This is a genomic window from Campylobacter iguaniorum, assembly GCF_000736415.1.
Taxonomy (GTDB): Bacteria; Campylobacterota; Campylobacteria; order Campylobacterales; family Campylobacteraceae; genus Campylobacter; species Campylobacter iguaniorum.
Genome location: NZ_CP009044.1, coordinates 33,555 through 58,021 on the forward strand (window position 1 = coordinate 33,555; position 24,467 = coordinate 58,021).

General features: G+C 31.6%; 33 protein-coding genes. 5 read left to right on the forward strand and 28 right to left on the reverse strand.

Translation table 11 applies throughout. The features are described 5' to 3' along the window. Position 1: 1 nt before the first annotated feature. Genes CIG1485E_RS08875 through CIG1485E_RS08905 form a run of 7 tightly spaced genes read right to left on the reverse strand, consistent with a single transcriptional unit; the run spans position 2 to position 6,667 of the window. Entirely contained in the window at positions 2-562 is a 561-nt protein-coding gene (locus CIG1485E_RS08875) for a hypothetical protein (RefSeq protein ID WP_041572708.1), read from the reverse strand. Next, positions 559-2,961, reverse strand: coding sequence for a diguanylate cyclase (locus tag CIG1485E_RS09250; protein ID WP_051871014.1), 2,403 nt, complete (start codon positions 2,959-2,961; stop codon positions 559-561). The genes CIG1485E_RS08875 and CIG1485E_RS09250 overlap by 4 nt, the downstream gene beginning before the upstream one ends. A 1-nt stretch (position 2,962) precedes the next feature. Continuing rightward, positions 2,963-4,339 (reverse strand): type IV secretory system conjugative DNA transfer family protein, encoded by a 1,377-nt coding sequence (locus CIG1485E_RS08885; protein ID WP_051871015.1) that lies wholly within the window; start codon positions 4,337-4,339, stop codon positions 2,963-2,965. Next, entirely contained in the window at positions 4,326-4,907 is a 582-nt protein-coding gene (locus tag CIG1485E_RS08890; protein ID WP_041572709.1) for an HD-GYP domain-containing protein, read from the reverse strand. The genes CIG1485E_RS08885 and CIG1485E_RS08890 overlap by 14 nt, the downstream gene beginning before the upstream one ends. A 19-nt stretch (positions 4,908-4,926) precedes the next feature. Further along, positions 4,927-5,739: a hypothetical protein gene (locus tag CIG1485E_RS08895; protein WP_041572710.1), complete on the reverse strand. Its 813-nt coding sequence runs from the start codon at positions 5,737-5,739 to the stop codon at positions 4,927-4,929. Positions 5,740-5,749: 10 nt separating this feature from the next. Beyond that, a complete protein-coding gene (locus tag CIG1485E_RS08900) occupies positions 5,750-6,439 on the reverse strand; it encodes a hypothetical protein (RefSeq protein WP_041572711.1) in 690 nt (229 codons plus the stop codon). Between the two features lie 3 nt (positions 6,440-6,442). Continuing rightward, positions 6,443-6,667, reverse strand: coding sequence for a hypothetical protein (locus CIG1485E_RS08905; protein WP_041572712.1), 225 nt, complete (start codon positions 6,665-6,667; stop codon positions 6,443-6,445). A 107-nt stretch (positions 6,668-6,774) separates the two neighbouring features. Between CIG1485E_RS08905 and CIG1485E_RS08910 the strand changes: the two genes are divergently transcribed. Further along, positions 6,775-7,005 carry a helix-turn-helix domain-containing protein gene (locus CIG1485E_RS08910; RefSeq protein ID WP_051871016.1) on the forward strand — a complete coding sequence of 77 codons (231 nt, stop codon included), beginning with the start codon at positions 6,775-6,777 and terminating at the stop codon, positions 7,003-7,005. Here the strand turns inward: CIG1485E_RS08910 and CIG1485E_RS09255 are convergent. The 13 genes from CIG1485E_RS09255 to CIG1485E_RS08975 all read right to left on the reverse strand — a co-directional run bounded on the left by CIG1485E_RS09255 (position 7,002) and on the right by CIG1485E_RS08975 (position 18,754). Further along, positions 7,002-7,520: a thermonuclease family protein gene (locus CIG1485E_RS09255; RefSeq protein ID WP_051871017.1), complete on the reverse strand. Its 519-nt coding sequence runs from the start codon at positions 7,518-7,520 to the stop codon at positions 7,002-7,004. The two genes, CIG1485E_RS08910 and CIG1485E_RS09255, sit on opposite strands and share 4 nt — an antisense overlap. 522 nt (positions 7,521-8,042) lie before the next feature. Further along, positions 8,043-8,906 (reverse strand): hypothetical protein, encoded by an 864-nt coding sequence (locus CIG1485E_RS08920; RefSeq protein WP_041572713.1) that lies wholly within the window; start codon positions 8,904-8,906, stop codon positions 8,043-8,045. Then, positions 8,903-10,072 (reverse strand): AAA family ATPase, encoded by a 1,170-nt coding sequence (locus tag CIG1485E_RS09260; RefSeq protein WP_051871018.1) that lies wholly within the window; start codon positions 10,070-10,072, stop codon positions 8,903-8,905. Before CIG1485E_RS09260 ends, CIG1485E_RS08920 begins: the two co-directional genes overlap by 4 nt. 2 nt (positions 10,073-10,074) lie before the next feature. Then, positions 10,075-10,494: a thioredoxin domain-containing protein gene (locus CIG1485E_RS08930; RefSeq protein ID WP_051871019.1), complete on the reverse strand. Its 420-nt coding sequence runs from the start codon at positions 10,492-10,494 to the stop codon at positions 10,075-10,077. Further along, on the reverse strand, positions 10,478-10,663 hold the full coding sequence (locus CIG1485E_RS08935; RefSeq protein WP_041572715.1) for a hypothetical protein: 186 nt from the start codon (positions 10,661-10,663) through the stop codon (positions 10,478-10,480). Before CIG1485E_RS08935 ends, CIG1485E_RS08930 begins: the two co-directional genes overlap by 17 nt. Before the next feature lie 3 nt (positions 10,664-10,666). Continuing rightward, positions 10,667-11,608, reverse strand: a complete 942-nt coding sequence (locus CIG1485E_RS08940) for a TrbC family F-type conjugative pilus assembly protein (protein ID WP_041572716.1) — start codon at positions 11,606-11,608, stop codon at positions 10,667-10,669. 1 nt (position 11,609) lies between these two features. Then, positions 11,610-12,356, reverse strand: coding sequence for an EAL domain-containing protein (locus tag CIG1485E_RS08945; protein WP_041572717.1), 747 nt, complete (start codon positions 12,354-12,356; stop codon positions 11,610-11,612). Continuing rightward, positions 12,346-13,341 carry a TraU family protein gene (locus CIG1485E_RS08950; RefSeq protein ID WP_235183876.1) on the reverse strand — a complete coding sequence of 332 codons (996 nt, stop codon included), beginning with the start codon at positions 13,339-13,341 and terminating at the stop codon, positions 12,346-12,348. The genes CIG1485E_RS08945 and CIG1485E_RS08950 overlap by 11 nt, the downstream gene beginning before the upstream one ends. Next, positions 13,328-13,978, reverse strand: coding sequence for a chromosome segregation protein ParM (locus CIG1485E_RS08955; RefSeq protein ID WP_041572718.1), 651 nt, complete (start codon positions 13,976-13,978; stop codon positions 13,328-13,330). The genes CIG1485E_RS08950 and CIG1485E_RS08955 overlap by 14 nt, the downstream gene beginning before the upstream one ends. Further along, complete coding sequence (gene traF, locus CIG1485E_RS08960) at positions 13,975-14,742, reverse strand: conjugal transfer protein TraF (protein ID WP_235183877.1); 768 nt, start codon at positions 14,740-14,742, stop codon at positions 13,975-13,977. The genes CIG1485E_RS08955 and traF overlap by 4 nt, the downstream gene beginning before the upstream one ends. Continuing rightward, entirely contained in the window at positions 14,729-18,229 is a 3,501-nt protein-coding gene (locus CIG1485E_RS09265) for a conjugal transfer protein TraG N-terminal domain-containing protein (RefSeq protein ID WP_051871020.1), read from the reverse strand. Before CIG1485E_RS09265 ends, traF begins: the two co-directional genes overlap by 14 nt. Continuing rightward, a complete protein-coding gene (locus CIG1485E_RS08970; protein WP_041572719.1) occupies positions 18,229-18,531 on the reverse strand; it encodes a hypothetical protein in 303 nt (100 codons plus the stop codon). Before CIG1485E_RS08970 ends, CIG1485E_RS09265 begins: the two co-directional genes overlap by 1 nt. After that, entirely contained in the window at positions 18,515-18,754 is a 240-nt protein-coding gene (locus CIG1485E_RS08975) for a hypothetical protein (RefSeq protein WP_041572720.1), read from the reverse strand. Before CIG1485E_RS08975 ends, CIG1485E_RS08970 begins: the two co-directional genes overlap by 17 nt. A gap of 388 nt (positions 18,755-19,142) precedes the next feature. Here CIG1485E_RS08975 and CIG1485E_RS08980 point away from each other — a divergent pair, with 388 nt between their 5' ends. The 4 genes from CIG1485E_RS08980 (at position 19,143) to CIG1485E_RS08995 (ending at position 21,380) form a co-directional block, all read left to right on the forward strand. After that, positions 19,143-19,739 carry a hypothetical protein gene (locus CIG1485E_RS08980; RefSeq protein ID WP_041572721.1) on the forward strand — a complete coding sequence of 199 codons (597 nt, stop codon included), beginning with the start codon at positions 19,143-19,145 and terminating at the stop codon, positions 19,737-19,739. Positions 19,740-19,935: 196 nt separating this feature from the next. Then, positions 19,936-20,175 carry a hypothetical protein gene (locus CIG1485E_RS08985; protein ID WP_041572722.1) on the forward strand — a complete coding sequence of 80 codons (240 nt, stop codon included), beginning with the start codon at positions 19,936-19,938 and terminating at the stop codon, positions 20,173-20,175. Position 20,176: 1 nt separating this feature from the next. Beyond that, positions 20,177-21,094 carry a ParM/StbA family protein gene (locus CIG1485E_RS08990; protein WP_041572723.1) on the forward strand — a complete coding sequence of 306 codons (918 nt, stop codon included), beginning with the start codon at positions 20,177-20,179 and terminating at the stop codon, positions 21,092-21,094. Next, positions 21,087-21,380: a hypothetical protein gene (locus CIG1485E_RS08995; RefSeq protein ID WP_041572724.1), complete on the forward strand. Its 294-nt coding sequence runs from the start codon at positions 21,087-21,089 to the stop codon at positions 21,378-21,380. The genes CIG1485E_RS08990 and CIG1485E_RS08995 overlap by 8 nt, the downstream gene beginning before the upstream one ends. Before the next feature lie 246 nt (positions 21,381-21,626). Here CIG1485E_RS08995 and CIG1485E_RS09000 read toward each other — a convergent pair whose 3' ends face one another. The 8 genes from CIG1485E_RS09000 to CIG1485E_RS09490 form a co-directional block, all read right to left on the reverse strand. Next, positions 21,627-22,166, reverse strand: coding sequence for a hypothetical protein (locus tag CIG1485E_RS09000; RefSeq protein ID WP_041572725.1), 540 nt, complete (start codon positions 22,164-22,166; stop codon positions 21,627-21,629). Beyond that, entirely contained in the window at positions 22,163-22,420 is a 258-nt protein-coding gene (locus tag CIG1485E_RS09005; protein WP_041572726.1) for a hypothetical protein, read from the reverse strand. Before CIG1485E_RS09005 ends, CIG1485E_RS09000 begins: the two co-directional genes overlap by 4 nt. Positions 22,421-22,431: 11 nt before the next feature. Then, entirely contained in the window at positions 22,432-22,755 is a 324-nt protein-coding gene (locus CIG1485E_RS09010; RefSeq protein WP_041572727.1) for a hypothetical protein, read from the reverse strand. Positions 22,756-22,759: 4 nt separating this feature from the next. Further along, positions 22,760-23,125: a hypothetical protein gene (locus CIG1485E_RS09015; protein WP_041572728.1), complete on the reverse strand. Its 366-nt coding sequence runs from the start codon at positions 23,123-23,125 to the stop codon at positions 22,760-22,762. Continuing rightward, positions 23,122-23,451: a hypothetical protein gene (locus tag CIG1485E_RS09020; protein ID WP_041572729.1), complete on the reverse strand. Its 330-nt coding sequence runs from the start codon at positions 23,449-23,451 to the stop codon at positions 23,122-23,124. Before CIG1485E_RS09020 ends, CIG1485E_RS09015 begins: the two co-directional genes overlap by 4 nt. 197 nt (positions 23,452-23,648) lie before the next feature. Continuing rightward, the gene (locus CIG1485E_RS09025) at positions 23,649-24,074 is read right to left on the reverse strand and encodes a DUF7673 family protein (protein ID WP_041572730.1); all 426 of its coding nucleotides are present in this window, start codon (positions 24,072-24,074) and stop codon (positions 23,649-23,651) included. Further along, positions 24,064-24,276 (reverse strand): hypothetical protein, encoded by a 213-nt coding sequence (locus CIG1485E_RS09030; protein ID WP_041572731.1) that lies wholly within the window; start codon positions 24,274-24,276, stop codon positions 24,064-24,066. Before CIG1485E_RS09030 ends, CIG1485E_RS09025 begins: the two co-directional genes overlap by 11 nt. An 18-nt stretch (positions 24,277-24,294) precedes the next feature. Beyond that, positions 24,295-24,462, reverse strand: coding sequence for a hypothetical protein (locus CIG1485E_RS09490; RefSeq protein WP_158336143.1), 168 nt, complete (start codon positions 24,460-24,462; stop codon positions 24,295-24,297). Positions 24,463-24,467 lie beyond the last annotated feature (5 nt).

The window sequence follows — 24,467 nt, forward strand, 5'->3', positions numbered from 1 at the left end:
ACTAAATACCTCCTTTGTTTATTAACTCTTTAATAACATATTCATAAGCAATAAAACCAATACCTATAAATATCAAATAAAACAACCAACTATTTTGAGATAATGCTACTTTAAAATCTTGTGTACTAGGCATTGAGTTAGCAATAAGAATATATAAAATCCAGTAAAAAAGTAATATACTCCACCATTCATTTGGCATAAACTCAAAATAATAAGTGTAAGTTAGAAAAGCCCCTCCAAGTAACATAAGTGGAGCCATACCAATAGCAGCTGCATTATAAAAAGATACATAAGCTTGAACGCTTCCAAAATCCCATAAAATTCTATCTTGTCCGCTTGCATCAACATAAGGTATCTTTTTAGGAATTATTGAAAAACCATAAGGACGGCCACCAGTTAAAGATGCTACTATCCAATGAGCCGTTTCGTGAGGGAGTGTATCCATAATTCCCCAAAAGAACACACTCCATATTCCACCTTTATCAAGTAATCTATTTTTGAATTGTGAGAGCATTACGACCAACACTATTCCTGCAAAATGCCAGATGTAAAGCTCATTCATTTTTCTACCTCACTACTTGTTAAGACTCTTGCATCTTTTGTATTATCGTCTGATAATTTTAATTGATAAAGGTCATTTTCATTCATATCAAAAACTCTAGCAAAAATTGGTACGGCATCAAAATCAATAGTTTTACCATTAAACTCTATATAAAATTTTGATGTTATATAATTATTTGCAATATCAACGAAACCTATATCCCCTCTTTTTCTATATTCTCTTATAAAATACATTGTAAGCTCTTTGCTATTACTTTTAAAGCCTACTGCATTTTCAACCGCTTCTGTAACCGTACTAAGATTGAATAAAATCATATCTTTATATGAGATTGAATAAAACATCATTTTATAACCAAAATCTTTGCTAGTATTAATCTTTAATTTTAGCTCCTCAAGTATTTTATTCTCATACTCCTCAATATTAAAAGCCTCATCAGTTTCATAATCTTTATCCTCATCAAAGTCTATATTGGTTTGTTTAGCTTTTTTTTGAGGTAAATCTTTCTTCTTTTTTTGTTCTTCTTTAACTACTGCTGTCTGTTTTTCTGGTTGCTTTAGTTGATTGTTTAAATTTTCCTCCATCATATCTGTGAAATCATCAGCTATACCAAAATCATTTAAGGCAACTATTCTTTTTGCTTGTGGTTGTTGAGGTTCTTTGGTTTCATCTTTAGACTTTTCAGCATCTGCAAAAACAACTCTATTTCTTCCCTGCTCTTTTGCTTTATAGACTGCTTCATCTACTTTTTTAGCAAGTTCTTTTACATTGCTATAATCTTTTGCAAGTCCAGCTCCAATACTAATCGTATATTTAATATCTTTTCCGTCAATGCTTAATGAGCTTTGTTCTATTTGACTTCTAAGCTTTTCAAGTTGAGCCTCAAACTCTTCCTTTTGTATTTTAGGGAATAGTATTAAAAACTCTTCTCCTCCATATCGATACACTCTTCCATCATTATCTCTTGTAGCTTTAAACATAGTATCTACCATATGTTTAAGAACTTCATCTCCAGTATGATGTCCGTATGTGTCATTTATAGATTTAAACTTATCTGCATCTATAAACGCAAGTGCTAATGTATCTTTGTTTTCATTGAAATACTTTTCCACTTCTTGATCATAAGTCGCTCTTGTAAAAGCTCTGGTTAAATGACATTTAGAGGCCTTATCCTCAAGTAATCTGTTCTCTACTAAAACTTTTGCGAGCTGGTCTTTTAACACTTTGTTTTCATTGTCTAAGTCTTTTACCTCTTCTTTAACTGATTGAGCTTCAATCGTTACTGGTTCTTGCTCCTTGTCATTTAAGGCAACTTGTTTTTTCTCTCTTTTAGAGATAAGTTTTTCTTGCTTTCCATCTGATTTAAAATACTCATCAATTTCAAAATCTCTCGCTCCCTTATCAGCTGTAATCAAAAGTTTAATTAAATCATTTCCACTTGGAACTTTAATTGAGTGATGATTTTCAATAGCCTCAATAACAATTTTTCTATCCCTATAATTTGGATACATTTTCATAAAGAAAATTTTAGATATTTGATGGTGAGGTTGAGAAGAGAATATCTCTGGAGATACATTCTCAAGTCTCTCTTCCATCTTCTTAATTTTTCCAATATCGTGAGCTAGTGCTGCGATAATAGCTTTTCCAAGTAAAAGTACATAGTTTGTCTTGCTGTGTCTTTTAAGCTCTTCGTAAATTGAATTTACAACATTTAAAGTATGATCATACAAAGATACTTTTCTAAGTATCTGGTACGATGTAAGTCCATCTTCTGTTAAAATGTCTTTTTTATATTTGGTTTCTGGATCTTTTTCAGTAAAACTTACAACACTTGGAGTATCTATTCCTTTATCTTCTATGAGCTTTAAAAGTTCTATGATAATATCAACCTCCTCATCAAGCAATCTATCTATATGAGGCATTACAATATTATTAAACAACTCATTACTTCTTTGTTTTTTGAAATTTACATATAATGGTGGTTTTTTCTCTTGAGTGTTAAATTCTTTTTTCGACTCTGCCATCACCTCTTTTTTGATATTCTCTTTAATTCTTTGATTTTGAAGCCATATACTTGCAATATCTTCGATATGAACATATTTAACCGAACAATTTGATCTATTTCTTAGTCTATTATTTTGCCAAAGAAGTACACCGATAAACAAAAATTGCTCTAAAACTATCAACATATAAATAGCATTTCTATGATTATCAAGGAGTGCTGCATAAATTTGAGAATTGAATAAAATATCAGCATCAAATATAATTTCTCCAGTATCAACATACAAAATACCAATTATTGCCATAATCATACCAACTGTTGTATATAGTAAATACATCAAAAGTTTTCTTATTAGTGGATGCTTATATACAAAGTCCATAAACATATCTAAAAAAAACATCTTATTTCACCTTTTCAATGATTTTAGGCATCTGTATCATAATTTCGCTCTCTCTTACTGGAGCCGTTTTGCCTTTAAATTCGCCCTCAAAACCAAAGTAATAAAACTCTCTTTTTTGGAGTCTTGTTATATCCTCTGGTTTTATATTAATCTCTTCAACCTCTCTGGATGTAATCCCACCATTTAATGATAAGAATGGAGAGTATCCTTTTCTAGTACCTCCAAGATTTGAAATAACTTGAGCACTGCTATTCTCATTTAACCTCATAACAATTTTTGTACTTGTAAGGTCAAAAAGTTTATTAGCTCTATCTCTACCAATTTCAGCAACGATGTCGGCCATAGACTGAGTAAGTCCAGTAATCGCAACATTAGCAGCTCTTCCTTGAGCATAAAGTGTCTCAATCCCCATATAAACAGATGAAGCCATCTCATCGATATATAGATTTAATCGTCTCTCAAAAGAGTCTCCAGATGCGTAGTATCTACCTACGGCACTTTGTATCATAGAAATAACAACTTTTGAAATTACAGATGATACTTGTCTTGTAAGCATCGAACCAGTTTGGATATAAAGTATAACTCCCTCCCCTTGCTCCAATTTGTCAATAAAGATATTCTCATCAACATTACCAATTATCTTCCCTATGTTTCCAGTTGTCATTTGCGTAAGTGTCGTTCTAAGCGTTGATGATACTTTTGCAAAATAGTCCTGCGGTGATGCTAGTATCTGCTCAATTAAAATGAGCAATCGGTCTTTATCCTCCTCATTCTTAATTGAAGAGATATTTGTATGAAGAGCTTTAAGTCCATCATAGTAAGCATAGCTCGCTACCTCATTAAAGTTGATAGGTTCTGGATTATTTGTTTGTCTCCTAATCATCAAAAGAGATTTTACGATGGCCGTTGTTGTCTCATAAGCCACATTGTAAAAGAACTCATCTTTTGCAGGTACTCCAGATACAATATGAGATATAACCTCTTCCTCAAGGTAATAATTCTTTAATGGATTAATGAATATTGAATATTGAGGATAAATTGGAGTTAAAAAAAGTACCTCTTTTTCTCTTCCGTGTAACTTGGCTATTTGGTACATTTTTGAGAATAAGCCAATATCACCTTTTGGATCGATTACGATTACATTATCTCCCTTTGGAATGTCCTGCTCAATCATCCCCTCTAGTAATCTTGTTTTCCCAACCCCTGGGGCACCAAACACAAAAGTATGATTAGGACGGTTCTCATCAAGTTGTCTAATGTCTAAAAGTTTCTTTTGTTTATAGTCCTCAATAGCAAAACCTTTACCGATTGTAGTAAAAGGTTTTTGCTTTGACTTAAAAATCTTGTTTTTAATACAACAATTTTCAAAGAGTTTCATAAAACGCTCTCAATACTTTTTCTATTTCTGCTACTTCGTTTTGATCAATCATAATGTAGCTTCTATAATCATCAAGGGTTGCTTTAATAGCTTCTCTAATAGTTAAAGGCGGACGGTAAGGTTTTGGAGTAACACAACCTTGAAAAACATCTGCAATATTTATATATGCTGCTTCTTTAGGATAGTTACTCTCTTTGAAATATCCACTACCATCTGGCATCTCGTGATGAAAATATGTATAATCTGCACAAAGCTTCAAGCCTTTTCTTTCAAGATACTCCGATCCTAAAACTGGATGCCTTTTCACAACGGCATATTCATCTTCTGTTAAGTGTCCGCTCTTACTTATCAAATTACCAACTGACATTAGCCCAACATTGGCGTAATATCCTGCTAAATAGTATTGAGGTTCCTCTATACCAAGAGCCTTACCGATCATAGTGCTAATTATTCCAGTTTGATTGATTTTATCGTGTAAATAAGGTTTATAAAGTTTGAGCATTACAATAAAATCATCTAAGAACTTCTTTTCAAACGCTATATCTATCTCTTTATTTATATCTTTCATATTTCTCCTCCTAAATAGATTAATAGTTTTCGTACTCTTCTTCCATTCTATATTTTTCTCTTGTATTTACATACCCTTTATAAAAAACAGTCAAGTAAGGAAAAAATGCAAATATTAACATTGAGAAAAATATTTCATTTGCCGTATCTCCAAGTGCAGGAATTACAAAACGATAATAGTAGTTGTATATCATTTCTGCTGTAAGTTCGTGAGTTGTAAAAAATGAAAATATCCATTGTGAAAAATCAATCCAACTGTAAACAACATTAGGATCTTTTAGTGATAGTTCTTGGATATAATGAAGCAAATAGTATATACCTACACCTTTGATAATAAAAGTAGAACTTCTACCATTGATAAGTGCAAATATAGCACGCTTTGTAAGGCCACCCTCATAATATTTAGATAAATACACCATAAAGATAGTAGATATTACAATAGGTGCATAAGAACTTACTGTAAACAACATCTCTTCTTGATTATTAAGGGCATCACCTAAAAAATAAAATTTAAAGCCAGGATAAATTGTTTGTAAAAATGGTAACAAAGTAATAAATAGTAATCCCTCTAAAATACCACTTTTAAAACCTATTTTAAAAAAGTCAAAGATTTGTTCTAATGTAAAATACTCTTTTGGTAGATCATCACTTCTACTTTCAAGTACATAATATCTTTGAATTTCACTAAGAGCATTTATGATATTTTTAGGTGCTTTATATGCTGATCCACTACCTCCACCTGCGTTATTAGCTTTAAAATCTACATTTTGGTGAGCAAACCTACCTCCACCATAATTAGATCCACCAGTTCCTCCAGTTCCGCTACTAGGCATCTTCAACCTCCTACATTAGTTTAAATTTAACTTTTTCATCTAAGCTCATCGATAAAAGCTCTCTCTCTTCTTGAGATGGCTCTCTGTCAATATAAATCTTTATCCGTTTACCGAACATTCTTTGCATCGTATAGATTGTGTATCTATTACCAAGAACCTCTTTAATGATATGCTCAGTTAAAAATTTACTTACTCTATCAAGCACTATATTGATCTTATTTTTTTTAATACCAAGTTTATGTATATGAAAATTAAGATCTATACCGATTTTATATCTACCCTCTTCTAGCTCTTTTGGATTTAATAAATTCATTGGAGCAAAAGCTTTACCATATCTTGTAGATACTTCCAATCCATAATCGGTTTTAGAAACAATTTTCCCTCTAACCACTTTATCATTTTCAAGAGTTCCTTTGATGGCCTCTAATCGCTCTTGAGTATTTTCTTCGATTATATATCGATACAATCTATCTCTTACATAATTTAATCTTTTTTGTGTAATTTTTACACGCCTTTGTTTTTGTCGGTTATTTCTATCAACAAACACCTCATAAAAATCAAGTTTTCCATCTTTGTAGTTATCAAATACCTCCCCAAGTCCAAGTTCATCCCTCACTGCACGCTTTAAACAACGAACAATAGTGTAGCTATCTACATCATATTGTCTTGATACTTCATCTAAAACATCCAGTATAGTCATTAACTATCTCTCTGTTTCTAAAATTTCAAATTCTTTGAAAAAATCGCCGAACTCTTCAATAAGACAATCAAATAAACCCTCCTCTTTTAAGGCATTGATTGTTTTTCTATCTTTTCTTTGTCCTGCGATAGTTCCATAGAAGCCTGCCTTACTTAGCTTGTGTTTTTTAAGAAAAAAATTAGTTTTCGCCCCTCTTTTATCAAGCTGTTTAATGATTATATGTTTCATAATTTGCTATAATATTCCTTGTTTGGTGTTTGATAAAAATCTTTATCAGATTTTAGCATAATATATTCTAAAATAAAATTAAATGACTACTTAAATGGAACAAAAAAATGGAAGATAAAGAAGAATGTAGAGAAATGGGAGAGCGAATAAAGCAACTCCGTAAACAACTTGGTATTAGTCAAGACGAATTTGCAACTAAATTAGGCTTAAAGCAAAGAACACTGTCTTATATTGAGAGTGGTGATAGGGGTATCTTATGTAGTGTTGTTAAAAAAATGCACAAAGAGTTCGGGGTGAACCCTGAGTGGATTATATTTGGCAAAGGAGAAATGCTTTAGCGTAATAAACAATTCATTACGCTGGGATCTTTCCCCCAAACTCCTTTTTTATTACTCTTAGCGTGTTTTAGTAACTTCTCATATCTCTCTTTAGTATCATTTTCTTTTATATATTCCATAAATGGAACGGCATAGCCCTCACCTACCATAATCTCATTAAAAAGTCCAAAAGGTGTCTCCACAATACAAATAGATCTACCATATTGGTCTTGTCCGTTCTCATAAATCTTGTATTTATCTCCAATCTTCATAAATGACTTTGCAAAAGATGTAGCCTCTTTTCCAAACTGCACCATACGACCAGATGTTATACCTGCACACTTAGAGGCATCCTTGGAAGCTTTTTTATTTTCTTTACTCTCTGGAGTGTCAATATAAGCAATCCTGCATTTTATTTCATTTCCTCCAGATTTAAAATAAAGAGTATCTCCATCAACTACACTTTTAAGAACTCCTATCTCTGCACTATAACTAAAAACTGCTGCCATTGATAAACCTGCAATAAACTTCAACATATCTGAAACTCCTATGTGATATAATTTTTCAAAAAATAAAAAGGTTTAAAATAATGCCATTTCTAATACTTCTTTTTGCATTATTCATTTTTGCCTTGTCAAAAGGTATGTATATAGAGTCAATACCAGTAGGCGTATTGTTACTCATTTCTCTAGTTATCGAAACAAATATCGAAAAAGCTCGAAATTTACTTGATCAATATTTTTAAAAAACGAAGCAATTTAATACCCCCAAAGGCCTTAGAACACATTATTCTAAGGTTATTCAAAAGCAAAAAAATCAACTTTTATTTAGCATATTATATTCTAAAATATCTTATATATAAAATAACTCTTCCTTTATATTCTAAAAAAACGAAACAGTTTAATACCCTAAACGAAGCAATTTAATAGAGGAGCGAAGCAATTTAATACTGCAAACGAAGCAATTTAATACTGCAAACGAAGCAATTTAATACCTTTTTGTAGATATATATAGTTCTATATATAGAATATATTTAGAACTTCTTTAGTTTTTCGAGGCTAAGAGAGCCGTTCTTTAGACGGCTCCTTATCCTCTTTGGTTATTGAGGGAAGAAAAGAAACTGATTTATGCCCTTTGTAATAAAAAATTCTTTTTGAGACATCATAATTTATAAAAAATTGCCCTAAAATATCTTGACTCTCTTTAAGCTCTTTTTTTGCAAGTTGAACTGTTCTTGTACTTTCCATTGGAAATCCTATTGTGTGTAAAACATCATCAACATTCAAATTTAAAGAGTTATGAGTAAAGAAAAATCGAATAATTGACCTTAGAAGTGGGCTACCTACTTTAAGCAACTCTGGAACATTGTTTTTATAGTCAATGCTTAATCCATTTTCATAAAATTTTACATAAGCGTCATCGAGAATAATTCCGAACATATCTTGCTCAAAATCAAAAGCTTTATTGGCGATAATATTAAAATCAAATTCATTTCCCTTATTATCCCTATAAAGAATTACAGCATCTCTTATTTCGCTAAGTTTTTCTCTAAACCACTTGAGATTTTTCCCTAAATCACCATAATGTCGCATAATTTCAGATTGTGAAAAGTAAATAACAATTTTTCCATTTTCTAATCTTCTTGTTTCTTTTGCATAAGAAAATATTAGATCAAGTAAATCTTTATGAATTTGAGTTAAGAGCCTATTTCTAATTTCAACCTCACCCCATTTAGTCTTTACTTTTCTTACATTTTTATTAGCAATAAACTCTTTGTATGTACCTGAGTTTTTAGCAATCATAATTACTGGTGCAAAAATAGGTACTCTTAATTCATCAATCGTACTGGTTGATTTTTCTATTTTTTCTAATGTATCAAATAATGATGGTTGATAATTCTTTTGTTTTTTCATTTTGTTCATTTTCTTCTTTTTCCTCTAGTTCTTTTGTTATTCTTATTAGAGCTTGGAAATACAGTTCTTACAAACTCTTTTTCATTTAAAATATTAGATACACCATAGTTATCTTTTCCTATTTTAAATTTTCTATCAGTTTCATTTTTTTCAATCACTTCAATTTCATATACTAATCTCACTGCATCAACTAAAGATGAAGCTCCTCTACTTCCATTTCCTTGTTTATCTGCGTGATGAATAAATATAATTGTTTTATTTTCTCTTGCTGCCCATCTAGTAAATTGTTGCATAAATTTTCTAGCTTGAGAGTTGCTATTTTCATTTCCTCCATAAAATCCAATAAGTGGATCTAGTAGTATTATATTGCAATCTTTGAGTTTTGTTTTCATAAGCTCAAATTTGTTGTTTAATTCACCATTTTCTTCTACGATATGAAAAGGCTCCCATTCCGATCCAGTAACAAAGAAATTTGAAAAATCATCAATATTTTTATTCAAAATATTATTTGATATTAAACCTGCTCTATGTTTCGACAACCCTTTTGGATCCTCACTTAACCAAGCAAATACTTTTTCATTTGGATTTTTAATTAGATGCCTTAATGCTAACTGTATAATTATCCAACTTTTACCTACCCCACCATTTGCAACAATCATTGATACAGTTTTTCTAGGAATTGGCAACCAATCTTCACAAATATACTCTGTTTGCTCTTCTTGTATCTCTGATATTGGTTCCATTTCAAATAGGTCATAGTCATTCATAGAAAGCATATTTTGAGCTTCTTGTAGTAATAGTGACTTTACCTCTGGAATAGTTGTATTTTGAAGTTTAAGAGTTATTTCTTCTAGTTTTGCATTGATTATTCTTTTTTCATAAAACTCAATAAGTATATTTTCGTATTTATCGATATTAATAGTTTTTTTTTGGTTTATAATTTCTTTGAAAAGTTTATCATTAAAATTAGTACCAAGTTCTTTTTTGATTAATGGTTCTTCAAAAGGTAATTCATTGTTACAAAGCTTTTCAAGGGTTTTAAAAAGATCTTTATGAAATGTAAAGAAAAAAGTGTCTGGCTCTAATTTAGATGAGATAAATAGTGATGGTTCTGAAATATAACTAGCCAAAACAACTTTTTCAATATCAATACCATACAAACTATTATTACTCATCTTTAGCCTCCAACATAGCTTTTCTTTAAAGTTTCTATTTTATCTAAATATTCCAATAACATATCTGAGGGTATTTTCCCCTCTATTGGATCACCTACTACTTGCCCACTTGGAGTAAGTATCATTGTAGTTGGCGTAGTACCGTTAAACGGTAAATCCATAGGAACTTTACCACCTTTTGCAAGATCAGTTATTGTTACTATAAAATTTTCATTTAGGTAGCTTGCTAATTTTTGATTAGAATTTACATCGGCCATTAGTTCGTGACAATGAGGACAAGTATTTGACAAAATGAAAAATATTGTTAATTTACCTTGTTTTTGAGCTTCTGGTATTGCATCATAAATACTGTTAAAAACCTGCCCATAAGACGCTTGAAGTAGCAAAGCTACCCCAAGTAATATCTTAGCTATCTTTTTCATCTTTTTCCTTTTCTGGAGCTTCTTTATCATCTCCACCCATCATATTTTTAAAAAATTTTCTAACTTTCTCTTTAGCAGCTGCTCTACTTTCTGGTGTCTCTCCAGTCATTTTATCAAGAGTTTCCTCTGCATTGTTTAATATTTTTTGTAGTGTTTCATTTAGTTCCATAGTTTATTCTCCTTGATTATAAAAAGATTGGCTCATAGCTTTAAGTAATCGTTCAATACCATCACTTTTAGCTTTTTTATTGATTTGTTCTAAAGCATAGTCAATACTTGCTTCACCATAAGCTATCCAGTAAAGTTCATCTTTATCTGGAGTTCCAATTACATCTTTAAACTCTTGAACTACTGGATTGTAGTTCTTAATAAATAAAACCGCAGGTACTTTCTTTACATCAAACCTCCTTGTAATTTTGGGATTAATCTCTACATTAAAAGAATATCTATTGTTTTGATCACTTGGATCTCCATTAGGATCTTTAACAAGTAGATCATTTATATAATTTATTGTTGGCATAATTTTTTTAGGCGTACCAATTACCCCTCTTAGGATAAATGTTACATCAGTATTTACTTTTTCAAGCAATTTAAAATAGTTTCTAATTGTTTCTTTTTTCAATGAAGAGCTTATAACTATAAAAAGTTTTTCATTCGGATTAAGAAACTTGTTTTTTGACAATAAAGGGCTATTAGTAGCCTCTAATTGTTGCATAATCTCTTTTGTATGATTGTTATATTTTCCAGTATATTTACTCCAATCAATAGATTTATCATAAAGGATGTAATTTTCATTTTCCTTTACTCCTTTTTGAAATTTATCGGATCTTACATATTCAGATACCTCTTTAGCTTGTTCCTCTGCACTTTTACTTTTGGCCGTTTGAATTTCACCAAATTTTTTATCAAATTGTTTCTGGTTCATATCCATATTTGATTTTATATCATTAAGATTTAAGTCTTTTGACTTTTCTCTTAATTCTTCTGGTGATATATCAAACTGTTTAGTTTTGCTATCTGGTAAATATTTATCCATAAATATTTGAGTTTTATTGCTATCTTCTGCATATAGCATAGATGCTAAAACTAAACTAATTGCAAAAAACTTTTTCAATTTATACTCCTTTGTATTCTTCTACTGGTTGAGGTGTTCCTAAGTAGAAACCTTGTAAATAATCTGCCCCAACAATTTTTGCAGTTTCAAATAATTTTTTATTTTCAATATGCTCAATCACTGTCTCTTTTTCCAACGATTTTACAAAAGACACTAAATGTTTTAAACCATCAACTAATTTATCTCTACCCTCTTTTATATTTTGCATAAATACACCATCAAATTTAATAGTTTGAATAAAATCATAATCACAAATAAGGCTTCTAACTGATTTTTCTGAACAAAAATCATCAAGTGCTATTTTAAATCCATTGTTTTGAAGCTTAACAAGTAGCTCATCTTTATCATTGCCAATAAAAACATCTTCTGTAACTTCAATCATTACTTTATGAGCCACCTTTTTTCTTGCAAACAAAAACAATAAATTATCAACAATATCCTCATTAATTTCATCTGTTGATAAATTAATAGTAACATTGCTATTTCCAACAAAACCATTATCTATAAGGGTATAAGCATAATGTATTAACATTTTTGTATATTTTGTTGCTATTTGAGGATGCACTGATTGAACATTTCCATTTTCATCTTTTACTCTGCCAAGTATTTCAAAAAATGTAATATTTCCGTCTTTTGAAACAATTGGTTGCAAAACATAATTAACCGAAAAATTTTTATGAAGAGCGTGCATTAAAGCACCCTCTCTATTGTTATTAATGCAATAATTATCTCTATTTTTAAAACGCACAACATTCCCTTTTTTTGAATAATAAATAGTTAAAGTTATCACCAACAAACGGTATGTTTTTAGTAAAACTCCACAATAGTCCAGATTGTCCTATTCCAGTTGCCGTTGGATGTGGTATAGGAGCCATAATCTGTAACCTATAAGCCGATTTTCTCCAAATTGGTGCAGGATAATAACCACAAAGTCCTGCTTGCCCCCAAGAACCCCATAGTATTAATTGTCTATGAAGTTTATAAATCATTGAAGCTGCTACGGATGCACTATCTTCTACATAATCTTTAGTGTTTGTGTTTCCAGTTAAAGGATAAGCATTACCCCAAGAACCTTTACACCAAAATAGTGGATCAAGAGCTACATTTGCTTGAGATGATACACTATCTGCAATACAAGCCATATTGGTTATTGGATTACCAAATAACATAGCTTCTGGATTAATTATTGCTGTTAGCATATCATCTTGCCACAATGGATCAACCTCTGTAATATATGCCATATCAAAGCCAGTATGCTCAAGACAAATAAAATCTGTCATAAGTTCAAGTATAGAATATAGTGGAAAAATGTAATAGTGAGATTGAAAAAAAGTTCTTGTTCTATCTTCACCATCACCTTTTGTTCCTGCACCCATTGGATTTAATGACATACCAAACCCCATACCTGCAAAACAATATGGATCTTTAACTACATCAATCAATCTACTTGGTTCAAAAAAACTTACTGGAATACCTATTCTCATAAATATCGGTGGTGGCATTGGGCATACACAAAGTGGTGAACCTACGCTCCCTTGTGGATCTGGCATATGTCCGTGTAAAACTTGCACCCCTGCAATACTAAGAGGAAGCATACAAGCATAACACGCTGTAAAAGCTGTTTGAGCTAATTGAGCAGGATTAGGTTTGCATACTGCCTCTGCTTTATTAGGAAAAATTAAAAGTGATGTAGCCAAAGCTACACTTGCTATCATTTTTTTAATTTTTAGCATTATCAACCTCCTTTTCTCTACAAGATAAACATATCTCTGATACCTCTATTTTTTCCCTTTTTTGAACAACTATACTAGGCGTATGTTTCAATTGGAACCTTTTAGTGATCTCTGGTAAACAATAAAAAACTTGTTGATTAAGTTCTTTGATTAAATCATAGTAACTTCCATCTGTAATCAATAATCTATAAGCTATCGTATTAGCGTATTTACTGTTTTTAAACCATTCAACTTCTTGTCTATTTTTACCATTTATAACAACTATTCCATACCCAAGTTTTGCATATTTAAGAGGATTAAAGGTAAAGCCTTTTTTATAGATAATATTTCCCTCCGCATCTTTAATATCTCTATCAAGGGTATAGCTCATATCTGGCTCAAAAACATTATCTTTTAAAGCAGGTTCTAAAGCAATAAGTCCATCTGGTTGATATTGTTTTATTTTCTCTTTTGCTTTTATTTTCTCCTCTTCAAACCTTTTTTCTATTTTCTCTTTATTATCTGTTAAATGTTGTTGAATAGCCTCAAGCATATCTTTTTCTGCAAATTCGTGAGTATCACCAATAAAAAGCTCATTGTTTGATGAAGCATAAAGCATCATCATAGATGCTATGATTGATAAGGCTATTTTTCTCATTTATCTTTCTCCATAATTGCATTGTCAAATAAAAACATAGTGTTTTTAACTATTTCCTCTTGAGTGGCAAGTCCAGATTTTACCCTCATCCATATAGCTTCACCTTTACTATTTTTATAAATAAAAAAACTCTCTGGAGTAGTAGCTAGTTTAAATTTTTGAACCATATCTGGCTGCTCATCAGTATTTACATATTCAACCGTGGTTCCGTACTTTTCTTTTAAAGAATTAAAAACAATCTCTTGTCTTTTATAGGCCATTTCGTTTTGCATATTGAAGAACACAACAAAACCAAGATCATCTTTATGTTTTGTAAAAAACTCATCTGTTTCTTTTTCTTTTTGATGAAATTGAGCACTACGACCATATTTGTCTTTTGCAATGTCTGGATATTCAAGATTAGGATTTTCAAGCATATTGATAGTCCAAACTTTTGCATACTTTTCACTTTGGTCTGTTTGCCATTTATTCATCATTTGTACGATTTGAACATTCTCTTTAGATGGGTTCATAACTGCAATTTCTTTAGCTCTAGTAAAAGCCTCACTAAATTCTTTGGCTTGCATAGTGTCAAGGTTATTAAGAGGGATTGATTTCATAAATTCTTGATCACTCTTTTTTTTCTCATCTTTTTTTTCTTCTTTTTTCTTCTTTTGCTCTTCTTTGTAATAGAACCAACCCTCTTTACCAGTCTCAAAAAAATCATTAGCCGCATACGAAGATGAGGCTATGAGAGATGCTAATAAAATATTATAAAACTTCACCTTTACCTCCTTTGCTATCTGGGATTGAGCTACTAGGACTTGATTTTTGTAGCTGCTTAATTTGGATTTGAAGATCACTTACTTGCTTCCCAACCAAGTCGCTTTTATCCACAATATTAAACTCCATTTGTCCGTTGTTTAGTTGCCCTTGAACTGATTGTGTTTGAGGGTTAAAGTTAGGATTTTGAGCCATAAAATCATTATAATCAGATTTATAATCTCTCCAAGTTGATGACTCATTCATAGTATTAGAGTTTCCAACTATAAAAGGTTGGCCAGATGCAATTTGATGTCCTATAATTGTTCCATCTCCTACTGCTGTTGGATTGGTAGGTACACCATCAATAAGTGCTGTTCCTACTGAGGCAACTCCGTGAGCAACTGATGATGGGCTTATGTTTTTCATTCCTTTCCAAGCATCATCTATACTTTGACTTATGAATTGTTTTGCATCATCATACCAACTTCCTTTGCTATCAAAAGCATTATTTTTAACAAAGTCTGCAACATCACCTTTTGCTGTCGATCTTGCGTATTCACCAAGATTTTGATTTAGTTTAGTTTTTGTTTGTTCAATAGAACCATCTTTGTTAAACACTCCTCCATTTTGCTCAAAGTTATCTTTAAGGCCAAGTTCTTCCATAAGTTTTCTTGCTTCTGGAGAATTATTTTTAAGAGCATCATCAAGTTGATCAGTTTTTTTCATAAGCTCTTCAAGTTCATCAACATTTTTAGCATTTTTAAACTTGTCAAGTATTTCACCACCAATTTTTTTAGCTCCTGCGGAAGTTAAACCAAGAGCCGCACCCAATCCGACTGCACCAACAAGCATCTCATCTTTGTTTTCATCCCAAAATCTACTAAATAAACCTTGCTCTCCCCATTTTTTACCATCTGAGACACTTTTTTCTACTTGCCCTTGAACTCCACCGTTTTCTTGTTTAAATTCACCCATTTGCCCTTGAGCATTAGCTTTTGATTGCTCTAATGCTGAATTAGTTTGAGTTTGAATATTTCCTGCTGCTGTATCGTATTGCCCTTTAATATCTGGAGAGTTGAATTTTGTTGGCTCTGCTAAATTTGGATTTGAGTTCATCTCAAAACCACCAGAACCATACTTCCCAACCAAGTCGCTTATTTTTCCCCATTCTCCATTTGCCGATAAGCTACTTAATTCACCCATTGCAACTTTAGCCGCATCAACTTTAGGCATCCTACTAAATCTCTCATCTCCATTTATCCAGTTGTTTAGGAACGCTGGAAGATTATTTGCATTTAATCCAGTTTCTGTCATCTCTGCATTGCTTAGTTTTGTCATAGCATTTTGTACTTGAGAGTAACTTTCACTGTCTGTAACTTTTAACATCTCTGCGTATGATGCTTGATATGATGAATTACCAGATACAACTTTTGAGAACTGCTCTTGAATTTGATTAAAGTTTTGCTCTGCCTCTTTTGAGTTATCCGTCCAAGAGTATTTTTTGCCATCTTGATCAACTCCAGAATATACAACTCCACCAGATGCACCAACTTTTCCATCCAAAATACTTGCTGATAGATTACCTCCACCTTGCATAGCCATTCTTTTAAGATTATTAAAATCCTCTCCATAACCTTGCATATGTTCAAAGGCTTTGCTCATTGCAATACCTTTAGCCTCTGTGATGTTGTGAGTGTCTTGGGTAGATAAACCTTGACTTTGTGCTTGAGTAAGTGTTTTATCGCTTCCTAGCACGCTTGTAGAGCTGCTTGAGATTGCATTTGATAATTCAGTTGAAGCGGTACTTGTATTTTTATGAGCTGCACTTAATGCCATTTGGCTTTGAGCATTAACAACTTGCCCTCCAACCATACCGATGCTACCAGAACCGTCCGTCATTTGTCCGCTATATGTTTGTGTACCAGTTCCTTTGTCTGTATAGGTGCTATCATTCCAAGAGTGTCCGTTTGTCATACTTTGAGTTTGTGAGCTTATTTGCCCTCCAATATCTCCATATACATCGTTTCCTACTCTTCCCCCTGGTTTATTAGGGTCAATTTTTTGCTCAGGTAGTGGACTTAATGAAGCTTTTGATAAAGACTGAGATAAGTTACTTGCTAGAGATACAAAGCCGTGTTCACTTGCTTTAGCGATAGCATACGCTAATAGTGGTGTTACCATTACCATCCAGTTTACAAAATTTGAACTTTCAATAAATTTATTCATAATCATACGATTGTGATTGATTGTTAAATCAACTCCAGTAGCATTTATTAATGCCATTCCCATATCTCTTAAATTCATATCATTAAAATAATTTATAATTAAGAGAATTGGTGTCCATAATACCATCCACAACATAAGAGTAAAAAACATTTGTATATGTTTGTATTCACCAAATAATATAGCTAAAATTGCTATTAACCAAGCAATACCAACTATGATAGCCGTAAAATATGCTTTTGCTTTAGGAAGATATTTTTGTGCTAACATACCTTGAGCCTGCATTTGTGATGTAAATTGATAATCACCTACGGCACTAGCCCAAGCAAGTGCCGATGGGTCAAGTCCAGATGCTTTTGCAGAATTAACAATGGCATCACTTGTCATATTAATTAAAGCCATTTGCTGAACATAATCACGAGTGCTATTTCCAGTACCAAACAATTGTTCTTTTACTGCACCTGCATTGTCTTGAAAATGTGTAAAAGCTTCTCCGTTTGTTGCAGCTGCAACTTTTTCAACATCGCCCAAATAAGTACCTAATGTATTTTCAAGATAATCACCTGCTTCGCTACATTGTACCACCTCTCCAGATGGAGTACCTGCTGTATATTTGTTAGTAAGTCTTGATGAAGCGGTGTTAAAAATTGTACCTGCCAAATTGTCATTATCGACAATTAATCCAATGTCCGTAACTCCAGAAGAAATATCGTAAAATACACATTCACTTATATATTCATCATATGTTCTTTTGTAATAAGGATCAACCACTCTTAGTTGAGAAACAGTATTATGGGTTGAAAGAGTATATCCTAGCCCAGAAGTTCTATAATTTATGCTTGATGGTGTAGAGAAATGTGTTTCCATAAGCTCTGCTATCCCATCTTCTAATTGAGTAACCAAAGCAAATGTTTTACCTATTCCTAGTGGTATTTGACTTACTGTGTGCATTTCTCCAGTAACTCTATCCTCAATTACAAATCTATGTTTATCATCATCTGGAGCTTGTAAAAAGAAGTAAGAAACCACTGCAAATAAAAGCATAAGTTTCCCAAATTCCATTACGGGATTAACTCTACTATCCATTGCTTTCTTGATAGCAAATATAAAAAAAGCAATAGCCATAGCTGACTTAACAAGACTATCAATTCCAGTAACCGCACCCTTTACGGCTTGTAAAATATCATTCATCAATGAAGCGTAACCCCAAGTATAAATTACGCCATTGTGAGCGGCATAAGCACCGCTACTAAAAACAATTAAGGCGAGAAACAGTTTTTTCATTACCATTTCCCTCCAGTTGTGTCATACATTTCAAAAAAGTGTTCAGTTTGTTTGTAGAATTTTTTAGTTTCATTACTTGCTCTTGCATCTGCTTTGAATAAAGAGAAAACCAAAGGCAACCAAACTACAATTTTTGCAAAACCATTATCAGTTAATCCAGTTATGAAATTAACTGCACTTGCCCAATCTGAAATTACAATGTATCCTACAAAGATGACAAGTAAAAAGAATAGAAATAAAACATAACCAATAATTGCTCTAACTAAAACAGTCAAAAGGTAATCTTTAATTGTCGCTATCATCTTCAACTCCTTTAAGTTTTTTGTTAATTTTACTCATATCAAAAACCCCTGCTTCATCAAGTGCCATATTGATTATTTTAGCTTTTGATGTTTTTGTGGCTTTTGACAACATTTCAAGTGCTTCATAATTCTCATTACTCAAAGTAATAGTTAAACTCTTTGTATTACTTGTTTTAACTTTCGTTGTACTTTCTATGAGTTTATCTACTAATGTTTTTGCCATTTTAAATCCTTTAACAAACCTTGTAACTTTTTCCTTTAATATAATTATAGCAAATTTTAGCATAAATTATTCTAAAAACAAAATAAATTTAATAGAAATTGTTTAATTTATTTGGATATTTCTTGTAGTTATTTCGTGTAAAAGTATCAATGCAATTTTCTCCTTTAGACACCCTCTCAAAAAAAATCCTTAGACACTATTCACTGTCGTTCATATATATGCCCTTTTCCTTACTCAAAAACCATTAAAAATCTATGATTTTATTAACCTCTTTAGAGGTATATGCCCTTTTCCTTACTCACTAAAATAAATCCTTACTGTATATATATAAGCTATTTTCCTTACTCTTATGTTATAATTTCAAAAAAACAACTTTAGGAGATACAAAATGAGTTCACTTTTAGACATACATAAATACTCAAAAAAAGCATTTCAACACCTTTATGAGAAACTAAGTAATAAAGATTTTAAGCGTTCATACATAACAAAAGATGATCCAATTACTGCTGTTACTGGTATCCTTTGGGATATTACACAAGGTGATAAAGAACTAAAAAAAATCATTGAAACAATGGATAATATTGATAAAATAAAAGCTGAAAACAGTAGGTCAAGATTAGAAAAAATTACAGTTACTTGGCTAAAAAAAGCATACAGAGAACACTTTGAAAATGGATATGTAATCAGTAGAAGTATGTATTTAAAATTCATAAAAATCATAATGAAACCTACATCAAAAGAGGGTGAAAATAAGCTAATCGCATCGGGTACAAAACTCTATAATAAAATTTATTCCGCATACAAAATGAGACAAATGAGTGTACGAAAAACCGATAAGCTGGACGAGCTAAAAGCTAAATATCCAAACCTAAATATAGAGACTGCTTACAGATATGCAATCGTTACTGGTAAGTTTAACTTGAACGCAGATGATATTGAAGATTTTGAATATTTAGTACAATTTCTAACACAAAACCAAAAGTAAATGAATAGTAAAACACAACTAATATAAAACTATTAAAATACTAATGTAATACTAATAAAAAAGTATATAAATATTAAAAAAGTAGTAATAAAATACTATTTATTAAGTTCTTATTTAGTATTGAAAAGCTAAAATTATACTTGATAAAAAGTAGAAGAGTTAATCTCTTCCCTTAAAAACCATCAAGGAGAAATGAATGAAAAAGACACTTTTGGCTTTAGCAATGCTAATCGGTGTTGCAAATGCGACTGAGGTAGCTATTTGTAAATTTAAAGGCGGTAATATCTCTGGTTTTGCAGATGATAATGTAGTATGCTCTGGAGCTTTTGAGAAAACAACTACAATACAAGATATGTATGCTGAGGGTTGGAGATATAAAGGCTCTTATAATATGAAAGATGATACCTATGTAGTAATGGAAAAAGGAGATAAATAAAATGGCTGGAGATAATAAAGTTCAAAAAATCGCAATCGACATCGGATATGGTGATACTAAGGTAATGGTTGGAGATAAAATCTTCAAATTTGCCTCGGCTATCGAAAAGAAAAAAGAGGCACAAGCTGATTACCAAGATAATAGTGATGATGTTTATGAGTTCGGCGGTAAAAAATATACCGTAGGTGATAAAGCTCTTACAAACGCTGTATCTACAAGAGGTTTTAACTTCCTTGTAAAATACTCACCTTTGATTATCTTCCACGCTATTAAAATGGCTGGACTTGATACATCAAAACCTATTCAGTTGGTTACTGGACTTTCAATCGTGAACTGGCAAGAGAGAGAGCAATTTACAAATGCAATTAAAACTATCAATGTAAATAATGAGGTTATTGAGCCAAAAATCAAATTGATGGCACAAGGGCAAGGTATCTACCTTGATTATGATGGAGAGAAAACTGAGGGTGATGTATGTATCGTAGATATTGGATATAACACTTTTGACTTTTTGGTATTCACGGATGGAAAACCAAGACAAGATTTGTCATACGCAACAAAAAAAGGTGCAAATGAAATCATCACGGAGCTACAAACAAAAATTAAAAAAAGGTTTCAATTTGATGCTTCGGAGCAAGTTGCTAAAAAAATCTTTATCAATAAATCTATTGAAATATACGGAGAAAATACCGACTTAACAGATGAGATTGAAGATGCAAAAAAAGATTATGCTGAGTTCGTAATCGATGAGCTTAGATCTCAAAGAGGAGATTTACTAAAAGTTGCTAAAAAGGTAATTTTTAGCGGTGGCGGTGCTTACTTCTTAGATGATGTTGAAATCTTGAAAAAAACTCCAAATGTAACTTTCTCAAGTAAGCCATACGAGTTCGCAAATGTAAGAGGGTATTATAATGGCTAGAGTACAAGTAACAGTAACTGGTAAAGCTGAAAAGCTTTGGGAACTGGTATCTTTATCTAAAAGTAAGGCTATTGAGCAAGCAATCATAACACTTGCTCAAGATAAAAAACTAGCTCCTATCTTCTTTGATGATATGGAAACAGTTGAGGCGGTACTAAACGGTAAAGATGATAATTCTATCCCTAAAAAACCAAAAGAGACTGCTCCAGTAAAAGCTCAAACAAATACACAAAAGCAATCTCCAAAAAAAGATAATAATGAGCAAGTAGAAACGGCGTGGGGTTAATTCCTACGCCCTGCTCTCTTAATAAAATCTACAATCCTCAATCTTCTTAGTAATCAAATCTAAAAACCTAATATAAACCTAAAAAATGAAATATTTACACGGTGATGTAAATGATGTAGTTTTAATGTAAATTGAAGATATGTCAATAAGCTGTTTTAATGAAGATGTAGAATGTAAATTATTGATTTATAGAAGTAGTAAATTTGAAAACTATATTAAAGCAAAGAGTTGAGGTAAGATTAAAACTCAACCCTCTAATAAATTTCTTTTGAACTCTGGATTAGGAACTCCCATACTCATCTGGAGTATTCTTTGTATCTCTGCATACTCCTCTGGTGTGAGCGGCTTATCTTCTTTTGGTTCTCTATTTTTAGAACTGTAATAAGTAAGCCTATTGGCAACGATAAAAGCACTTTGAGCCTGCTCAAGATATTTTCTCCAGCTCTCGGTGTAAGCTTCTCTCTGTATCTCAACTTCGATGTATTCATAAGCCGTCAATTCAAAGCCGATTTTTCTTTGCCCTTTTCGTTGTAAATATGAAAAATTGGACTCCTCTTTGATATTTGATACAATTCTAAAAAGCAAGTCTTTTTCAAACTCTGTTTTGTATGTAAAATAGTATTTTTTGGTTTCCGTATCAATGAGCATATCCAAAGTCATATCGTGTTTTGCAAGTAGATCTTCTAAAAGCTTTTGAGCATTGATAGCTTCACCGCCTACGCCTTGCTTTGCAAGGGCATAAAGTTTTTTAAGTCTGGCTTCCAGTCTTGGATCAATGTTTCTCATTCTGCTTCTCCATCGTACTTTAAATACATTATGACATTCTTGCCATCTGTTAATTTTTCAAAACCTATGCTTTCATAATATTTAACTAGCTTTTTTCTATCTTTAAAATATTTCTCATCTCTTTTGGTTGTATCTGTATCGTAAAGAGGTGATGCAATAGTAAGAAAATCAATATTCCATACATTCATTAATTCAAATGCTTTTATTAAAATTCGTCTTAATATTTTATTACCTCTATACTCACTCTCAATCACAACCTTATCAATCATATAAATTGAAGATGACCAGTCAAAGTATTCAAGTTTTTTCTATATTTAGTTTTTAATGTTGCATTTTTTATATTTTGAAATAAATCCAACAATGCTACTGCATCTGAATGACAATCAAGACTTTCAAATAATCCAAATTCTTCATAATCAATTTTTAAAATACCTAAGCTCCCTATGTGCTTACGACTTTCATATCTATTTTCATATATTATAAAATTAAAATATGTATGACAATCATCTGGCTCCTCGATTAACTCATCACTTAAAGGAACATCGCTTACTACCATTTCTAAATATAATCTTGATAAATCTTTGTTCATAATTTTATTCCCCCTCAATAACTAAAGCATCAGCAAGTAATGGCATAAGCAACACAATAGAGCTTTTCATATGTATAGAACTTGGAGCGTGTGCAATCTTTCCAAGCAACTGGCCGTATGCAAATATAATTCTCTCCATACCTTTTTCTCTGTTCTCAAACATCTCTTTTTTGAATTGCTCATATTTATGCTTAGAGAGCCAAAAAAGTTCAGTTGCCTTTGCAAGAGCTGCAATCTCATCGATAAGAGATTTGTTCTCTTGTAGAAGCTCTACAACTTGATGATTGGTTGCATCATCTTTAAGTTTACTTGTCTCAAAAAAGAACTCGTCCATTAGATCCATATAATTTTTTTGTGTTGAGGTATTCATTGTTCAATCTCCTTGATAAATTGTTTTAGTCCATCTAATAATTGAATTTCCTCTTTATTGATCTCTTTGTTCTCAATTAACTCCTCAAGAGTATAACAAGGATAGCCAAACTCATTAGACATAGAAGATTTAAGATCTACAATCTTTGCGACCGCTTTCTCAAGTAGCTCTTTTTTTAAAACTATGCTCTCCAGTTCTTGAATTGCAATAGTAAGCTTTGCTATTTCTTCTTTTGTGTAGAACTTGTCAAAAGAATTAGACATAAGAGGTAATCCCTCTTGTAGTATGGTTAATCTGTGTCGTAAAATTTCGATAGGTAACTTCATCTTTAGCCTTTCTAAAAAGTAGTAATCAAAAAGTATTTAATTACTAAAATAATACTTAAATATTAGTATATATTTACTTAAAGAACACTAAAAAAAAGCTAATTAAAAAGTATTTAAGTAGTAGTAAATTAGTATTAACATAGTTTATAAAAAGTATTTGAATACTAATAAATTATTATATTAATACTAAATGCTTATTACTCATTTTCCTCATTAGTGCCGTATTTTACAATCATTTCTTCAAAAACATTTCTCCCATTCTCAATATATTTATGAATTTCAACATAATTTAAACGGTCTAATTTTAATACATTCATTGCATCATTCCAGTAGTTAAAACTTAAATTATGCAACTCTCTAGGATTAAATTTAACACGATTTGCATTGTAAATATTGCAAAGAAATTGTGCAGCCACCCTGCTTCCTCCAGTTCCGACTTTTGTTAAATCAATCAGCATTTTTAAGCTGTCAATCCATTCGTCCATTTCAATCACTGCATTTTCAAAGAACTTATAACTTAGCTCTGCACTGTTATCAGAAGCATCACTGCTCTGCTCTGCTATTGCTTTTTTAAAAGCTAAAGATTTATTAATCTTTTGCTTTACCTCTTCACTATTTATCATTATTACTCTCCTCTATTGATTTTAATTTTTTTTCAAGTGTTTTTTCATCCAAGCTTAATGCTATCAAAAGTAACTTTTTATTAAGTTTACTATTTTTAGACTTTTCACTTAATATATCATAGAGCCTCTGTCGAGAAACTCCAATAAGAGCTGCTAATTTTGGTACGGATGTTTTAGCAATTACCGTGTAATCTTTTAGCATATAGCTACTTCTCCTTATTTATTTTCTTCCCTTAATACCATCACTTTTAAGCCCAATAAATGTTATAACTCTTGGTGTGTCCTTACCCCATCTACGCTCTTTTTTCTTGTTTTTAAGGGATAAAATAGTTGATAAAATCACTATTCCAAATATCGCACCAATTCCGTATAAAATCCACTGGCTCATTTGCA

Bases quoted from the DNA above. Each gene is read 5' to 3' on its own strand.
- CIG1485E_RS08875 (WP_041572708.1), bottom strand. From the start codon at position 562: ATGAATGAGCTTTACATCTGGCATTTTGCAGGAATAGTGTTGGTCGTA.
- CIG1485E_RS09250 (WP_051871014.1), bottom strand. From the start codon at position 2,961: ATGTTTTTTTTAGATATGTTTATGGACTTTGTATATAAGCATCCACTA.
- CIG1485E_RS08885 (WP_051871015.1), bottom strand. From the start codon at position 4,339: ATGAAACTCTTTGAAAATTGTTGTATTAAAAACAAGATTTTTAAGTCA.
- CIG1485E_RS08890 (WP_041572709.1), bottom strand. From the start codon at position 4,907: ATGAAAGATATAAATAAAGAGATAGATATAGCGTTTGAAAAGAAGTTC.
- CIG1485E_RS08895 (WP_041572710.1), bottom strand. From the start codon at position 5,739: ATGCCTAGTAGCGGAACTGGAGGAACTGGTGGATCTAATTATGGTGGA.
- CIG1485E_RS08900 (WP_041572711.1), bottom strand. From the start codon at position 6,439: ATGACTATACTGGATGTTTTAGATGAAGTATCAAGACAATATGATGTA.
- CIG1485E_RS08905 (WP_041572712.1), bottom strand. From the start codon at position 6,667: ATGAAACATATAATCATTAAACAGCTTGATAAAAGAGGGGCGAAAACT.
- CIG1485E_RS08910 (WP_051871016.1), top strand. From the start codon at position 6,775: ATGGAAGATAAAGAAGAATGTAGAGAAATGGGAGAGCGAATAAAGCAA.
- CIG1485E_RS09255 (WP_051871017.1), bottom strand. From the start codon at position 7,520: ATGTTGAAGTTTATTGCAGGTTTATCAATGGCAGCAGTTTTTAGTTAT.
- CIG1485E_RS08920 (WP_041572713.1), bottom strand. From the start codon at position 8,906: ATGAACAAAATGAAAAAACAAAAGAATTATCAACCATCATTATTTGAT.
- CIG1485E_RS09260 (WP_051871018.1), bottom strand. From the start codon at position 10,072: ATGAGTAATAATAGTTTGTATGGTATTGATATTGAAAAAGTTGTTTTG.
- CIG1485E_RS08930 (WP_051871019.1), bottom strand. From the start codon at position 10,494: ATGAAAAAGATAGCTAAGATATTACTTGGGGTAGCTTTGCTACTTCAA.
- CIG1485E_RS08935 (WP_041572715.1), bottom strand. From the start codon at position 10,663: ATGGAACTAAATGAAACACTACAAAAAATATTAAACAATGCAGAGGAA.
- CIG1485E_RS08950 (WP_235183876.1), bottom strand. From the start codon at position 13,341: ATGCTAAAAATTAAAAAAATGATAGCAAGTGTAGCTTTGGCTACATCA.
- CIG1485E_RS08955 (WP_041572718.1), bottom strand. From the start codon at position 13,978: ATGAGAAAAATAGCCTTATCAATCATAGCATCTATGATGATGCTTTAT.
- CIG1485E_RS09265 (WP_051871020.1), bottom strand. From the start codon at position 18,229: ATGAAAAAACTGTTTCTCGCCTTAATTGTTTTTAGTAGCGGTGCTTAT.
- CIG1485E_RS08970 (WP_041572719.1), bottom strand. From the start codon at position 18,531: ATGATAGCGACAATTAAAGATTACCTTTTGACTGTTTTAGTTAGAGCA.
- CIG1485E_RS08975 (WP_041572720.1), bottom strand. From the start codon at position 18,754: ATGGCAAAAACATTAGTAGATAAACTCATAGAAAGTACAACGAAAGTT.
- CIG1485E_RS08980 (WP_041572721.1), top strand. From the start codon at position 19,143: ATGAGTTCACTTTTAGACATACATAAATACTCAAAAAAAGCATTTCAA.
- CIG1485E_RS08985 (WP_041572722.1), top strand. From the start codon at position 19,936: ATGAAAAAGACACTTTTGGCTTTAGCAATGCTAATCGGTGTTGCAAAT.
- CIG1485E_RS08990 (WP_041572723.1), top strand. From the start codon at position 20,177: ATGGCTGGAGATAATAAAGTTCAAAAAATCGCAATCGACATCGGATAT.
- CIG1485E_RS08995 (WP_041572724.1), top strand. From the start codon at position 21,087: ATGGCTAGAGTACAAGTAACAGTAACTGGTAAAGCTGAAAAGCTTTGG.
- CIG1485E_RS09000 (WP_041572725.1), bottom strand. From the start codon at position 22,166: ATGAGAAACATTGATCCAAGACTGGAAGCCAGACTTAAAAAACTTTAT.
- CIG1485E_RS09010 (WP_041572727.1), bottom strand. From the start codon at position 22,755: ATGAACAAAGATTTATCAAGATTATATTTAGAAATGGTAGTAAGCGAT.
- CIG1485E_RS09015 (WP_041572728.1), bottom strand. From the start codon at position 23,125: ATGAATACCTCAACACAAAAAAATTATATGGATCTAATGGACGAGTTC.
- CIG1485E_RS09020 (WP_041572729.1), bottom strand. From the start codon at position 23,451: ATGAAGTTACCTATCGAAATTTTACGACACAGATTAACCATACTACAA.
- CIG1485E_RS09025 (WP_041572730.1), bottom strand. From the start codon at position 24,074: ATGATAAATAGTGAAGAGGTAAAGCAAAAGATTAATAAATCTTTAGCT.
- CIG1485E_RS09030 (WP_041572731.1), bottom strand. From the start codon at position 24,276: ATGCTAAAAGATTACACGGTAATTGCTAAAACATCCGTACCAAAATTA.
- CIG1485E_RS09490 (WP_158336143.1), bottom strand. From the start codon at position 24,462: ATGAGCCAGTGGATTTTATACGGAATTGGTGCGATATTTGGAATAGTG.